The sequence below is a fragment of the Kitasatospora sp. NPDC059722 genome (genome assembly GCF_042733235.1).
GTDB lineage: Bacteria > Actinomycetota > Actinomycetes > Streptomycetales > Streptomycetaceae > Kitasatospora.
Genome location: NZ_JBHWGD010000028.1, coordinates 75,789 through 89,700 on the forward strand (window position 1 = coordinate 75,789; position 13,912 = coordinate 89,700).

General features: G+C 72.2%; 10 protein-coding genes and 1 pseudogene. 1 reads left to right on the top strand and 10 read right to left on the bottom strand.

The genetic code is table 11. The annotated features are described in order from the left end of the window. Nucleotides 1–74 precede the first annotated feature (74 nt). The 8 genes and pseudogenes from ACFV4F_RS19730 to ACFV4F_RS19765 all read right to left on the bottom strand — a co-directional run bounded on the left by ACFV4F_RS19730 (nt 75) and on the right by ACFV4F_RS19765 (nt 10,320). The gene (locus ACFV4F_RS19730) at nt 75–1,088 is read right to left on the bottom strand and encodes an endo alpha-1,4 polygalactosaminidase (RefSeq protein WP_380442833.1); all 1,014 of its coding nucleotides are present in this window, start codon (nt 1,086–1,088) and stop codon (nt 75–77) included. Nucleotides 1,089–1,110: 22 nt separating this feature from the next. Then, entirely contained in the window at nt 1,111–1,803 is a 693-nt protein-coding gene (locus ACFV4F_RS19735; RefSeq protein WP_380442835.1) for a spherulation-specific family 4 protein, read from the bottom strand. Further along, on the bottom strand, nt 1,800–2,714 hold the full coding sequence (locus ACFV4F_RS19740) for an NAD-dependent epimerase/dehydratase family protein (RefSeq protein WP_380504025.1): 915 nt from the start codon (nt 2,712–2,714) through the stop codon (nt 1,800–1,802). The genes ACFV4F_RS19735 and ACFV4F_RS19740 overlap by 4 nt, the downstream gene beginning before the upstream one ends. A 122-nt stretch (nt 2,715–2,836) precedes the next feature. Continuing rightward, a pseudogene (locus ACFV4F_RS19745) lies at nt 2,837–3,538 on the bottom strand (NDP-sugar synthase); the annotation flags it as partial. 74 nt (nt 3,539–3,612) lie between these two features. After that, nucleotides 3,613–4,605: an SDR family NAD(P)-dependent oxidoreductase gene (locus tag ACFV4F_RS19750; protein ID WP_380444582.1), complete on the bottom strand. Its 993-nt coding sequence runs from the start codon at nt 4,603–4,605 to the stop codon at nt 3,613–3,615. 132 nt (nt 4,606–4,737) lie between these two features. Then, entirely contained in the window at nt 4,738–6,261 is a 1,524-nt protein-coding gene (locus ACFV4F_RS19755; RefSeq protein ID WP_380444581.1) for a hypothetical protein, read from the bottom strand. Between the two features lie 73 nt (nt 6,262–6,334). Beyond that, nucleotides 6,335–7,846 (bottom strand): GT4 family glycosyltransferase PelF, encoded by a 1,512-nt coding sequence (gene pelF / locus ACFV4F_RS19760; protein ID WP_380444580.1) that lies wholly within the window; start codon nt 7,844–7,846, stop codon nt 6,335–6,337. A gap of 116 nt (nt 7,847–7,962) precedes the next feature. Continuing rightward, nucleotides 7,963–10,320: a hypothetical protein gene (locus tag ACFV4F_RS19765; RefSeq protein WP_380444579.1), complete on the bottom strand. Its 2,358-nt coding sequence runs from the start codon at nt 10,318–10,320 to the stop codon at nt 7,963–7,965. Between the two features lie 428 nt (nt 10,321–10,748). Between ACFV4F_RS19765 and ACFV4F_RS19770 the strand changes: the two genes are divergently transcribed. After that, the gene (locus ACFV4F_RS19770) at nt 10,749–11,708 is read left to right on the top strand and encodes a tyrosine-protein phosphatase (protein ID WP_380504028.1); all 960 of its coding nucleotides are present in this window, start codon (nt 10,749–10,751) and stop codon (nt 11,706–11,708) included. A 15-nt stretch (nt 11,709–11,723) separates the two neighbouring features. On the opposite strand, the gene ACFV4F_RS19775 is transcribed toward ACFV4F_RS19770, so the two are convergent. Then, nucleotides 11,724–12,629, bottom strand: a complete 906-nt coding sequence (locus ACFV4F_RS19775) for an RNA polymerase sigma factor SigF (protein ID WP_380504030.1) — start codon at nt 12,627–12,629, stop codon at nt 11,724–11,726. Nucleotides 12,630–12,773: 144 nt separating this feature from the next. Beyond that, complete coding sequence (locus ACFV4F_RS19780; RefSeq protein WP_380444586.1) at nt 12,774–13,613, bottom strand: RNA polymerase sigma factor SigF; 840 nt, start codon at nt 13,611–13,613, stop codon at nt 12,774–12,776. Nucleotides 13,614–13,912 lie beyond the last annotated feature (299 nt).

Here is a 13,912-nt window from a genome sequence, read left to right on the forward strand (position 1 = left end):
CTGTCTGGGGGGGGGGCGGCGGGGCGTCGCCGGGGCGCGGGCCCCCCCCGCGACGGGAGGCCGTCGGGCGCGGCTCAGCAGGGCTTGCGCCACGCGTCCAGGTCGAGCTTCTTCTGCATCGAGCTGAAGCCGAGCGCCTTGGCCTTGGTGCAGAACTGGTCCGTGCCGACCTTGTACTCGACGTGGAAGACCGCCTTGCCCTGCTTGACGAACGGTTCGACCCGGTCGCACTCGTCGTACTGCGAGCACTCCTCGTTGACCGCGAAGTCGAAGTCGTTCAGCAGCGCCGGGATCTGGTCCAGGTCGTTCTTCAGGCCGATCGCCAGGCCGCGCTCGTGGGCGAGCTGGGCCAGCATGCGGTTGTACCGGATCTGGTCGTCACCGGTGAGCGGGAAGCCGCTGTCCTGGTTGTAGGCCTCGATGGTGTCCGGCTCGACGGCGTCGAAGCCCTTGCTCCTGCACATGTCGAAGCGGGCGGCCATCAGCGGCTTGAGCTGGTCGACCTGCCGGATGTCGAACCACTTCTCGCCCTTCCAGCCGGTGTCCGAGCCCTCCAGGGTCTTGGCGAAGGCGGCCGCGTCGGGGCGGAAGCTCTCCCAGGAACCGGCGTTGATGTAGCAGATCACCTTGCGGCCCTTGGCGTGCAGCGAGGCGACCACCGAGGCGTCGTTCTCGAAGCCGTCGATGTCGTAGACCGGCACGTCCACCGACTGGTCGACGCCGCCGCCGAGCTGCCACTGCCAGGCGAGGCCCGGGGCGGGCTGCCAGCGGGCGCCGGACGGCGGCGGGGCGGTGGTGCCGCCGCCCGGGGTGCCGGGGGCGGACGGCCTGCCGGACGCCGACGGGGTCCCGGGAGTCCCGGTCGGCGTCGGCGTGGGTGTGTCGGGAGCGCTCGGCGTGCCCGGGGCGCCGGGGGGCGCGGTGTCGCTCGGGGTGCCGGGAGTGCCGGGAGCGGTCGCCGCGGGCGGCTCGCTCGGGGAGTCACCGGCCGACGGGCCGTGGTCGTCCCCGGAGCTGCTGCACGCGGTGGCCAGCAGGGCGACGGCGAGGGCGATGGCGGCCGGTAAGGGCCGGGTGCGGCGGTTCACGGTTGTCGAACTCCGGATCTGGTCAGGTCAGTTCAGCGGCGGTCAGACCGTGGGGGAGGGTGCACCAGGGGTTGTCCCCGGAGCCCGGAACGGCGGCGCTGACGCCCGCCCGTCGGGCGGCGATCAGCGCGGTGACGTCCCCTGCCTGGTCGGCGGGGACGTCGTACACCAGGTGGCAGAAGCGGGAGGCCGCGTGGCGGCCGGTCCACAGGGGCAGGGTCATCTCCCGGTAGGCGTCCCAGGTGCCCTCGAAGGTGACCAGCAGGTCGGCGAGGCCGACCTCGGCGTAGCCGGGGTCCGGGTGCTCGCCGTGGCCGAACACGACGGTGCCGCAGCCGGCCGCGCGGGCCGCCGTGGCCAGCCGCCGGTAGTGCGCCAGGGCGCCCGGGTGGCAGGCGACCTGGTCGAGGTACACGCCGGTGATGCCGTGGCGCTGGCGGTACGTCAGGATGTCGGCCACCACGGCCGCGTGGGAGCGCCGGCCGTAGTCGGTGTCGGCGTAGCCGAGCAGCGGCAGGCCGGCGGCCCGCAGTTCCTCGGCGGCCTCGGCGAAGACGTTGTCCGGGACCTCGCCGGGGCCGTCGGCCAGGTTGAGCACGATGGCGGCGATCCTGGCGGGGTCGGCGGCGGCGACCGCCCGCCAGGCCGCCGGGTCCACCGCGGGGTGGACGTACAGCGGCACCAGCAGGCGGCCGTCGGGGGTGGTCCCGGTCATCCGAGGACCGGGGCCGGGCCGGGCCCGGTGCTGAGCCACAGGTCGCGCAGGGTGTCGGCGAGGTCGGTCTCCGGGTGCCAGCCGAGCTCCCGGGCGGCGGCCGACACGTCGGCCTGCTGCCAGGAGACCGCGGCCGAGCGCTCGGAGCCCGCCCCGCTCTCGTCGATCCGGCCGGTGAAGCCGGCCGCCGCGACCAGGCCGTCGGCGATCGCCCGGACCGGCCTGGCCCGCCCGGAGGCGAGGTTGAGCACCCGGGGGAGCGGACGGTCCGCGGCGGCGGCCAGGCCGACCGCGCGCGCGATGTCGCGGGCGTCGACGAAGTCGCGGTGGGCGGAGAGGTCCCCGACCCGCACGACGCCGTCGGTGCCCTCGGGCGCCACCCGGCGCAGCTCGGCGGCGAGCCGGCCGGGCAGCGAGCCCGCCGGTGCCCCCGGGCCGACCGGGTTGAACACCCGCAGCACCACCGCGTCCAGCGGCGAGCCGGCCACCGCGAGGGAGCCGGCCAGCTTGGTCGCGCCGTACACGCCGACGGGACGGGCGTCCGCCTCCTCGGACAGCGAGCTGCCCGTCTCGCAGACGCCGTACTCGCCGGCCGAACCGATGTGCACCAGCCGGGTCTTCGGGGCGCCGAGCTGCAGCGCCTCGCAGAGCACCGCCGGACCGCGGGCGTTCACCTCGGCCAGCTTGACCGCGCTGCCGGCCACCGCGCCGGCGAAGTTGACCACCACGTCGGGGGCCAGCGCGGCGAGTTCCTCGCCGAGCGGGCCGGGCTGGGCGGTGGCCAGGTCCAGCCGCAGGTCGTGGGCGGGCCGCCGGCCCGCGGTCAGCACGGTGGCACCGGGCAGCGACCGCAGGACGGCGGTGGCGTGGCGGCCGAGGAAGCCGTCCCCGCCGAGAAGCAGGATCCTCACGCGGCCCGTCCGTCGCTCTCGGCGCCCGCGGTGGCGGGCGTCTGGTCGGTGTCCGCCGCAGTGCGGGCGGCGGGGACCGGCAGCTCCGTGACCGACGGCGTGACGGTGCCCGCCTCGAAGGGCATCAGCACCGGGCGGATGCTCGCGAACTCGGCGTTCGCGCGGTCGTAGTCGTCCGGGCGGCCGATGTCGAGCCAGTAGCCGCCGAAGTCGTAGGAGGACGGCGGGGTCTTGGCGGCCAGCAGGTCGAGCACCAGCTCGTCGAAGCCGAGCGGCAGGCCGGGGGTGTACTTGGCGAGCGCGGAGCGGGACACGCCGTACACGCCCATCGAGACGCGGTAGTCGATGCTCGGCTTCTCCTGGAAGCCGGTGATGCTGCCGGACTCGGTGGTCAGGACACCGAAGTCGATCTTCACCTGGCGGGCGTAGGTGGCGATGGTCAGCGGAGCGCCGGACGTCTCGTGGTGCTTGAGCACCCCGGCGAAGTCCAGGTCGGTGAGGATGTCGCCGTTCATCACCAGGAAGTGCTCGGGCAGGCGGTCCTGCATGGTGAGCAGGGGGCCCATGGTGCCGAGCGGGCTGTCCTCGACGGCGTAGCCGACGCGCAGGCCCCACTGGGAGCCGTTGCCGACGTACGCGCGGATGATGTGGCCGAGGTGGCCGATGGCCAGGGTGACGGTCTTGAAGCCCGCGGCGGCGAGCTGGCGCATCACGATCTCCAGGATCGCGTGCTGGTCGCCGATCGGGACGAGCGGCTTGGGGAGCGCGGTGGTGTACGGGCGGAGACGGACGCCCTTACCGCCGGCCAGGATCACTGCATGCATGGTGTTTCCCCCACGGAAGGTATGTGCAGGACACGAGCCTTGAGAACCAGAGATGGCTGGATCGGTGCGGCGGGTCAGACGTTGTAGATGTCGGTCTTGTAGCGGGCCAGGTTGGCCGGGTCCTGGAAGAACTCGATGGTCTGCTCCAGGCCCTGCTCCAGGCTGAAGCCGGGCGCCCAGCCGGTCGCCTCGCGCAGCTTGGTGGCGTCCGCGACCAGGCGCATGACCTCGGAGTTGGTCGGACGGATGCGCTGCTCGTCCTCCTTGACCACGAGGTCGACGCCCATCAGCTTGCCGACCAGGGTGACCAGGTCGCCCACCGAGATCTCGCCGCCGGTGCCGGCGTTGAAGGTCCGGCCGACCACGGCCTCGGCGGGCGCGGTGCCGACGGTGCGGAAGGCGTTCGCGGTGTCCTTGACGAACATGAAGTCGCGGGTCGGGCGCAGGTCGCCGAGGGTGATCTCGGTCTGGCCGGCGGCGACCTGGGCGATCACGGTCGGGATGACGGCGCGCATCGACTGGCGCGGGCCGAAGGTGTTGAACGGGCGCAGGGTGACGACCGGGGTCTCGAAGCTGGCGTAGTAGCTGTCGGCCAGCCGGTCCCCGCCCGCCTTGGAGGCGGCGTACGGGGACTGGGTGTTGATCGGGTGCTCCTCGGTGATCGGCACGGTCTGCGCGGTGCCGTAGGTCTCGCTGGTCGAGGTGTGCACCAGGCGCTGGATGCCCAGGTGGCGCACCGCCTCCAGCACGTTCAGGGTGCCGGTGACGTTGGTGTCGACGTACGAGTGCGGGGCCCGGTAGGAGTACGGGATCGCGATCAGGGCGGCCAGGTGGTAGACGGTCTCGGTGTTCTTGACCAGGTCGATGACCGAACCCGGGTCCCGGACGTCGCCCAGGATGATCTCGACCGAGTCCAGCACGTCCTTCGGCAGGGTCTCCAGCCAGCCGAACGAGGAGAAGGAGTTGTACTGGACCATCGCGCGGACCTGGTGCCCGTCGGCGACCAGGGTCTCGACGAGGTGGGAGCCGATGAAACCCTCGGCTCCGGTGACGGCGACGCTGCTCATGCGTGATTCGCTTTCTGCTTCTCGGGGGAGCGGCCGGGCCTGTCGCGGTCCGGCCGGTGGTGTTGTCGGCCGGCGCTGCGGTGTGCGTCCGGCCGGGCACGTGGTTCGGTCGTGCGTGTTCTTCGGTGGTGTTCAGCGGTGCTGGGTGGTGCGGCCGAGCACGGGCCCGGCGATGGCGGTGAGGACGAAGGCGGCCGTCCCGCAGCCGATCAGCTGCAGGAGGGTCGGATCCGCACCGGTCAGCAGCCCGGCGCTCTCGGCACCCGCGGCGGCCAGACAGATGAGGGCGGTGCTCCAGCTGAGCCCGAAGGCGTTCAGCAGCAGCGCCAGCCAGAGCGAGCCGCCGAGGAGCAGCAGCGCGCCGAGCTGCGGGACGCCGAGCGCGGGGGCGCCGGGCCACAGCACGGTCGCGGCGGCGTCCAGCGCGGCCACGGTGGTGAGGTAGATGAAGAGGCAGCCGAGCAGCACCCCGCCGGTGCGGCGGACGAACTCGCCGGAGGTGTGGCTGACCCGCAGCGCGGCGACGGCCATCGCCCGGTAGCGGAAGAGCAGCCACTCGGCGAGGCCGAGGCTGAGCGTCAGGGCGATCATGGCCGGGCCGGTGGGGGCGGTGTGGGCGCCCCGCGCGGCGCCGGTCTCGACCGCCTGGTGGATGGTCACGCCGAGGCCGGCGATCAGGGTGAGGGTGCCGCAGGCCAGGCCGAACAGCAGGTGCGGGATCTCCTGACGGAGCTGCAGCCTGGCCGCGGCGGCGTCCTTGGCCTCCTTGTCACCGCGGATGCAGTTGACGAGCTCGCGGACCGCCAGGCCGACGGCCAGCACGAGCGAGCTCAGCAGGACCACCGTCCGGACGACCTGCGGGACGTCCACCGCGAGCACCACGCCCGCGCCGATCGAGGCCGGTGCCAGCGCCAGCAGCAGGAACTTCTCCCGCCCGAGCACCAGCAGCACGGTCGCCGCGCCCAGGTAGGCGGACTGCCCGGCGGCGAACAGCAGGGAGGCGAGCGGCCCGCCGACGACGTACGCCGCGGCGGAGGCGATCAGCGCGCCGATCGGTGCGCCGATGCTCAGGCAGACCGCGGAGTCCCGGCGCCGCAACCGGCTGAGCCAGCGGTACGCGCGGTGCGCGAGCGCCTGGTTGAAGGCCCAGCTGGCGACGGTGGCGACGGTCAGCGCGAGCATGCCCGAGGGCAGGCCGAAACGCATCCGGGTGGCCGCGAACAGGTTGGCGCCGAGCAGGTAGCCGAGCCCGGGCAGGGCGAACACCAGGCCGCGCACGACGCAGCGCCAGGGGTCGGCCCGCCAGGGGTTGGCGAACTCGGAGCTCGGGCCGGGGTAGCGGCGCTCGACCTTCTCGAACAGCTCCTCGGCGACGGTGAAGGCGTCGGGGCGGCCGTACAGGAGCGCGGCCTGCTCGTCGGAGAGGCCGTCGGACTCCAGGAAGGCCGCGATCTCGAAGGGGTGGACGGCGTCGGCGCAGACGTCGCGCAGCCGCTCGGCGAGTTCGTCCAGCGGGTCCGCGGAGAGGCCGAGCTCCTCCTCGGGCGCCGGCTGGGCCGGCAGGACCGGGCGGCGGCGCCCCCGCGGCAGCGTGCGCAGCTGCATCGTCCGGTCGGCGCCGGCCTCGTCCGGAACGAGGCGAATGGGACCGCTCATGCGCCCACCTCGCTGCACTCGGCGGCCGCTTCGCGGAACGCGCACCTCTTCATGGTTCTCTTGCTGCGCTCGTTCACGCCCCCACCTCGCTCGGCTGGGGCCGGGCGACGGCGAGCTGCTGGTCCCAGTCGGTCGGGACGTCGTCGCCGACGGCCACCACGCCCTCGGGCATCCAGCGGGCGGTGCCGAGGAGCTCGGTGTAGATGCCCCGGAAGCCGTCGATGTTCTGGCGCAGCGTGAACTGCTCGATGACCCGCAGCCGGGCCTGCTCGCCGAGCCGCCCGCGCCGCTCGGCGTCGCGCAGCAGCTCGATCGCGGCGGCGGCCATCGGCTCGGGCTCGCGCGGCGGGACGACCAGGCCGGTGTCGCCGACGGCCTCGCGCACGCCGCCGACGTCCGTCGAGACGGTCGCGCGGCCGCAGGACATCGCCTCGATGAGGGTGAACGGGAAGCCCTCGCTGATGCTGGAGAGCATGACCACGTTGCCCGCCGCGTACGCGTCGGTGATGTCGGCGACGCGGCCCTCGAAGGCCACCGAGTCGGCGATGCCGAGCTCGGCGGCCAGGGCTATGCAGCCGTCCCGGTACGCCTCGCCGCCCTTGGGAGTGCCACCGAAGAGCCGCAGTCGCGCCTCGGGGATCTCCCGCTGGACGATGGCGAAGGCGCGGATCAGCGTCTCCAGGTCCTTGATCGGGTCGACCCGGCCGGCCCAGCTGAGGGTCGGGGTCTGCGGCTCGGGTCCGGCGGGCGGGAAGGCCGCCGGGTCCACGCCGTTGTAGACGGTCCGGATGTTCTCCGACGGGGTGCCGCCGCGCTCCTCCCAGCGCCGGTTGTACCGGTTGCCGGGGGTGACGAGGGCGGCCTGCCGGTAGCTCTCCTCGGCGAGCATCCGGTAGAAGCCGAGCAGCAGCGCCTTGACCGGCCAGCGGTACGGGCCGGTGCGGTAGCCGAGGTAGCGCTCGCGCAGGTAGATGCCGTGCTCGGTGAGCAGGAACGGTACGCCGTACTGCTGGGCGGCGATCAGCCCCGGGAGCGTGGCCAGGCCGCCGCTGGCCGCGTGGGCGACGCCGTCCGTCGGCGGCTCGACCGACAGCGGGCGCAGCGCGTGCTCCAGGAGGTCGGTGGCGTTCAGGGCGTCGTGGAGGGTGGGCCGGGAGACGGCGGTGGGGAGGTAGTCGCGGGTCCAGACGTGCTGGAGGGTGCGCAGGGCCCGCTCGCTGCGCAGCGCGGGGCTGAGCAGTCCGCGCCGGGCGAGGTCGGCGAAGCCGTACAGCTCGGTGCCGAAGTGGGTGGTGTAGACCGGGTCGAGGATGGAGTGCAGGAAGCGCTCGTACGCGTTGAGGAAGCGCCGCATCTCGCTGCCGCGCGGCGCCCTGGCCTCGGCGGCCGGGCCCCACAGCGGTGCGGTGGTGACGGACCGGACGTTGGCGGGCAGCTCCCAGGCGAGCGGCTCGTGACCGGTTCCGGTGACGGCGATGATGTCGAAGTCCACGTCGGGCATGCCCTGAACGAGCTGGTCGCACCAGACGCTCACGCCGCCGTGCTGGTGCGGATACGTCCCCTCGGTGAGCAGGGTGACGCGCATCTCCTGTCCCCCCTCCTGTTCTTGCGTCGGGTGTCCGGCCTGGGTGGCCGGAACGTGAGCCGTGGCAGGGCCGGGCCGGGTTCGCCGGCGCCGGCCCCACCATCGGGTCTTGCGTGTTACCGGGAGCCGGGCTTGCCGGCCTGCTTCTTGTTGAGCCCGGCCGTCCCCCCGGAGGCCACGGAGCTCTTCACGACACCGGCTGCGCCGCCGTTGCCGTTCTGCTGGACGCCCTTGCCGGGCACCGGGGTTCCGCTGCCCGGGACCAGGACCGGAGCCTTGGTGCGGGTGGTGTCGCTGGGGCCGGCGGGGACCGGGGTGGCGACGCCCTGGGGAACCACCTTCTTGTCGGCCGGGGCCGGGGCCGGGACGGACTTGGCCGCGACGCTCGGCGCGACGGCGGCCGGGGCCGCCGGAGTGGCACCCGAGGACAGCTGCAGCGTGACGGAGCTCTGCAGCGCGCCCGGCGCCACCCAGCCGGAAAGCGTACCGGCGTAGGCGGAACCGAAAGCGGTCGAACCGATGGCCAGCTTCTGAGTAGTTCCCGTCGGCATGGTGGCCTCGATCTGAACGCCGGCCGGCGCGGAGACGGTGACGTTGTTGCCGATCTTGTAGGCGGTCACCTGGCCGGCGGCGACGGCCGCGCTCCAGGCCCCGCGCTTCTGGAACTCCTGGCCGATCTCGCGCTCGCCGAGGTTCACGACGGGGGCGCTGTCGGCGTAGAGCGCGCGGTAGTTGCCGAGGATCTTCTCCAGCACCGGGTAGATGATCCGGCCCTCGGAGAGGTTCGACTGGTGGATGTAGTGCGGCCGCGGGTCGTTGCTCATGATGTGGCCGAGGTCGATCCGCGCCTCGAGCGGCACGATGTACGACTGGAAGCCGGTGTTGACGTCCAGCGGCTTGGGCAGGCAGGTGGAGCTGGGGTTGTTCTCGCAGATCCCGCTGCCGCCGTTGGCCTTGCTGGTGTAGATCCAGTTGTACTCGTCGGTCTCCTCCACCGCCGAGCCGGCGTTGTAGAAGACGTTCATCGGGTAGCGCGGCACGGTCAGCGTGGAGGGGCCGACGGCCCGCTGGCCGGACTCGCGGGAGGCGTCGCTGCCGGTGAACCTGATGCCGTTGGCGGCCAGCGCCGGCGCCAGGTTCGGGTTGTCGCTGGTCTCCTGCGGGGCGGTCAGCAGCCCGGAGTGCTCGCCGGTGACGAGGACCTGCGGGTCGACCTTGGTGAGGCCGTTCTTGGTGGCCCAGTCGAAGTTGTTCTTGACCTGGGTCTGGATGGTGTTCTGGTCGACCCAGACGGTGTTGCCGGTGGCGTCCTTGGTGCAGCGCCACGGCACCACGGTGACGTCCTGGACGCAGCCCAGGTACGGGTGGCTGTAGGTGTGGTTGACCCAGCGGTAGCTGTTCTGGTCGGCGATCAGCTGCTGCGCCGTCGGGTCGACCGTGGTGCTGTGGTCGGCCTTCCAGTCCTCGCTGCCGCCGCCGTTGTACAGCAGGTCCAGCGTGAAGTTGTTCGTGGTCATCCACTGCTTGGCGTACTGCGCGTCGGCGGGGCTCATCCGGATCGGGGTGCCGGTGTCCGGGGTGCCGGGCGGGCAGGTCACGTCGCCGGGGGTGCACTTCAGGGTGGTCGACCAGCGGTCGTCCGCCAGGAGGACGTCGTCGATGTGGGCCGCGAAGTAGTTGCGGTCGTACCCGAGGTGGACGCCCTGGGTGATCCAGTCGACCATGCCGCGCGCCAGCAGGCGGTACTGCTGCTGGTACTGGTTGTAGACGAACGTGACGACCAGTTCCTTGCGGCCGTCGTGGGTGTACTCACCGACCAGCGAGCCGCGCGAGGAGGCGCCCGGGATCGGGGCGTCGACGAGCGGGGTGAACGAGGCGCCGGCCGGGAGGCTCGCCAGGGGGGTGGCGAGGTACCCGTAGCTCTCGCTGACGTTCGGGTCGTTGTCCTCGAAGGGCACGGCGCCCTTCAGGTAGCCGAACGGGCCCGAAGTGCCGGCGGTGGTGGTGGCGGCCTGGAAACCGTCCAAGGTGCCAATGTAACCGGGATTTTGGGCCCAGTTCAGACCGACCGCCGGGCTGGCGAACGTGTACGCGTCGATCTGGCGGACGTTGAATGCCGCCTCGTACGTCGCGATCGCCGTCATCTCGGCCGGCGAGTTGGCGAAGGGGTTTTCGTTGGGCATCACGATGCCCTGGTACTTGCCCCGCGGCAGCCCGTTGATCGTGTCGCTCAGGAAAGCGGCGTTGATGACGGGGCGGTTGGGGTCGCTGAGGGTGACGACCTTGTACGGGGTGCCCTGGCTCTTCAGTTCGGCCGTGATGGCCGCGACGGAGGGACCGCCGTCGTCGATGACGAGGACGGTGAGGTCGATCCTCGGCGTCGTGGTGTCGCCGTGGGCCAGGGTGATCTGCAGGCCGCTGGCCAGCAGAACTGCCGCCGCGCAGGCGGCAACTCTTCGGGTCGCTCGACCCATGGTGATCCTCCCCTTGGGACAGGCGCATCGCTGCTCGGCGGTCGCCTGCCCTGTAGCTGTTCGCGGGCAGCAGGACTGCCCGGCGCCCATCCTGGTCGAGGGTCGGCTCCGCGAGGGACCAATTGGGCGAGAGTGCAGCAAACCTGTTACCAACGTTCATGGCGAAGCCATGAAGGCGCTGATTGTGACCGGAACAGCATCGGCCATGCAAATGATGAATTGAAAATGAAAAACCGGAACCTGAGTGCTACGCGTCGTTACCAAGCGTTGTTACCGCTCGGGCGAGGTGGTGGGGCCCGGCGGACACCTACACTGGGGTCGTTGCGCATGACACTCTCGCACATCTCGCCGCCGCATTGGGCAGGTTCATGCAATATCGGGCACCGCTGTGCCATGTGACAGTCCGAATATGCAATGGAGGCGCCCGCATGGCCGATCAGCAGACCGAGGCCGGGGGATTCGGCGGCGTCCGGAATGCGGTGTCCAAGTGGAACGGAATGCCCCAGGTCGGGCGCAGTCTCGGTCTGCGCGGCGCGGTCAATGCCCGCGATCTGGGGGGCTGCCGGACGGCCGACGGAAGGGTCCTTCGCCCCGGGACGGTCCTGCGCAGCGATGGCCTGAACCACGTCACCGAGGATGACCTGAACGCGCTCCGGGCCCTCGGGCTGCGCCGCGTGGTCGACCTCCGCAGCCTCGACGAGGTCCGCGAGGCCGGCCCCGACCGCGTCCCCGGACTCCCCGTCCCCGAGCTCGCCCGCGACCTCCCCGCGGGCACCGCGCTGACCGTCGAACCGGACGCCGAGGACGGCGTGACCCTGCACCATCTCCCGGTGTTCGCGCCCGATTTCGACATCTACGTGACGCTGCGCGACGCCCTGGCCGACCGCAGCCCGGCGAGGCAGCGCGCGCTGCTCGGCGACGGCCGCGCCGCCGCGATGATGACCGGGCTCTACCGCTGGTTCGTCACCGACGGGCTCGCACGCGAACGGTTCGCGGACGTGCTGCGCCTGCTGGCCGCCCCGGACGGCCCGCCGCTGCTGTTCCACTGCACGGCCGGCAAGGACCGCACCGGCTGGGTCTCGGCGCTGCTGCTGACCGCCCTGGGCGTCGACCGCGAGGCCGTCGTCGCGGACTACCTGCTGACCAACGAGCGCGCGGCGCCGGTCGTCGCGCGGGTGATGGACGACTTCGGCACCCGGGGCCTGATGCACGAGCCGCGGCTGCTGCTGCCGGTGTTCCGGGCCGACGCCGCCTACCTGACGGCGGCCTTCGAGGAGATCGAGGCCGGCTGGTCCGGCTTCGAGGCGTTCTGGCACGACGGCCTCGGCCTGGACGACGGCGTGCTGGCCGGGCTCCGCGACAACCTGCTGGACGGCGCGGCGGGCTGAGCCCCGCCGCGCTCGTCAGCCCTCGCTGATGAGCCCCTCCCGGAGCTGGGTGAGGGTCTTGGTGAGCAGCCGGGAGACGTGCATCTGGGAGATCCCGATCTCCTCGCCGATCTGCGACTGGGTCAGGTTCCCGAAGAAGCGCAGCATGATGATCCGGCGCTCGCGCGGCGGCAGCTTGGCCAGCAGCGGCTTGAGCGACTCCCGGTACTCGACGCCCTCCAGCGCGAGGTCCTCGTAGCCGAGCCGCTCGGCCAGCGGCCCGTCGCCGTCCTCCTCGCTCGGGCTGGAGTCGAGCGAGCTCGCGGTGTAGGCGTTGCCGACCGCGAGTCCCTCGACCACGTCCTCCTCGCTGACGCCGAGGCAGGCGGCCAGCTCGGGCACGGTGGGGGAGCGGTCCAGCCGCTGGGCCAGTTCGTCGCCGGCCTTGGTGAGGGCGAGCCGCAGCTCCTGGAGGCGCCGCGGCACCCGGACGGACCAGCTGGTGTCCCGGAAGAAGCGCTTGATCTCGCCGACCACCGTGGGCATCGCGAAGGTGGGGAACTCCACCCCGCGCTCCGGGTCGAACCGGTCGATCGCCTTGATCAGCCCGATCGTGCCGACCTGGACGATGTCCTCCATCGGCTCGTTGCGGCTGCGGAAGCGCGCCGAGGCGTAGCGGACCAGCGGCAGGTTGAGCTCGATCAGGGTGTCGCGGACGTAGGCGTGCTCCGCGCTGCCGGGCTCCACGGCGGCCAGCCGCAGGAAGAGCGAGCGGGAGAGCGTGCGGGTGTCCAGCCCGGCGCCGGCTGACGCCGCGGGGGGCGTGTCGGGGACGGGCGGTGCGGTGGACGGCCCCCGCTGCAGCGGGATGCGCTCCTCGGCGACCGCGGTGCTGTTGGCCTGACCAGCGTGGATCTCCGCAGTGCCCAGCTCTCCGGACATGCGCCCACCCCCTTGTGACTGACGGTTGAACGGGCGCCGACGCGCGGATGTTCCCGGCGACGGCCCTCCCCCTCCATACCGGCACACGATCCCCGGCAAACCCGATCGTCGCAAGATGTCACGCGGCGGTAACGCGGAGCGATGTCACTCTTCCCAGGAGTTGCCGGTGCGAAGCCTCGTCAGGATCCGCGAGAGCAGCCGGGAGACGTGCATCTGCGACATCCCGAGCTCGGTGCTGATCTGGGACTGGGTCAGGTTGGCGAAGAATCGCAGCATGACGATCCGTCGCTCCCGCTCGGGCAGCTGGACCAGCAGGTGGCGGACCACGTCCCGGTGCTCGACCTCGGCGAGCGCGGAGTCCTCGTAGCCGAGGCGGTCCAGCAGGGCGAGCCCGCCCTCGTGCTCCTGGGCCGCCTCCAGGGACGCCGCGTTGTAGGCCCGCCCGGCGTCCAGGCAGGCCCGGACGTCCTCCTCGGGGATGCGCAGGCTCGCGGCGATCTCGGGCACCTTGGGGGCCCGTCCGTGCAGCACCGTCAGCTCCTCCATGGCGCCGCTGACCTGCACCCACAGCTCCTGGAGCCGGCGCGGGACGTGCATCGTGCGGACGTTGTCCCGGAAGTAGCGCTTGATCTCGCCGAGGATGGTGGGCAGCGCGTAGGTGGGGAACTGGACGCCCCGGGTGGGGTCGAACCGGTCGATCGCGTTGATCAGGCCGATGGTGCCGACCTGGACGACGTCCTCCATGGGCTCGCTGCGGCTGCGGAAGCGGGTGGCCGCGTAGCGCACCAGCGGGATGTTCACCTCGATGAGCGCGGCGCGCACCCGCTCGCGCTCGGGCGCGTCGGGGGGGAGCTCGGCCAGGCGCTCGAACAGCACCCGGGTCAGCGTCCGGACGTCGACCACCGGGCGTCCGCCGGGGCCGCGCAGGCCGTCCGGCCGGAGCTCGCCGGCCGGACTGATGATCCCCGCGAGCGCCTCGTCCACGGACACGTCACCCCTCCCAAAGTCGACTACGGCGGGCCCTGCGGAGCGGGTGTCGTGGCTGGTTCTTCACCTCGCCATGTCCGGCAAAACCGGTCATAGCATCACAAGGCGGGCGCAGGTCGGGCAAGCACCCGGTGGAGGTGTGTTGATGCGGTGCCGGGCCTGCACGGGGCCGATCGGGGAGGCGCCGCAAGGATCGTTCCCGGACGGACCGCGGCGCCCCCCCCCGGCCGGTGTGTTTTAAACAAAAACCATCCCCCCAGACACAACGATATCAGGGATTGCCGGGTGGGGTGTGA

Coding starts and splice junctions, on each gene's coding strand:
- ACFV4F_RS19735 (WP_380442835.1), bottom strand. CDS start 1,803: ATGACCGGGACCACCCCCGACGGCCGCCTGCTGGTGCCGCTGTACGTC.
- ACFV4F_RS19750 (WP_380444582.1), bottom strand. CDS start 4,605: ATGAGCAGCGTCGCCGTCACCGGAGCCGAGGGTTTCATCGGCTCCCAC.
- ACFV4F_RS19775 (WP_380504030.1), bottom strand. CDS start 12,629: ATGTCCGGAGAGCTGGGCACTGCGGAGATCCACGCTGGTCAGGCCAAC.
- ACFV4F_RS19755 (WP_380444581.1), bottom strand. CDS start 6,261: ATGAGCGGTCCCATTCGCCTCGTTCCGGACGAGGCCGGCGCCGACCGG.
- ACFV4F_RS19770 (WP_380504028.1), top strand. CDS start 10,749: ATGGCCGATCAGCAGACCGAGGCCGGGGGATTCGGCGGCGTCCGGAAT.
- ACFV4F_RS19765 (WP_380444579.1), bottom strand. CDS start 10,320: ATGGGTCGAGCGACCCGAAGAGTTGCCGCCTGCGCGGCGGCAGTTCTG.
- pelF (WP_380444580.1), bottom strand. CDS start 7,846: ATGCGCGTCACCCTGCTCACCGAGGGGACGTATCCGCACCAGCACGGC.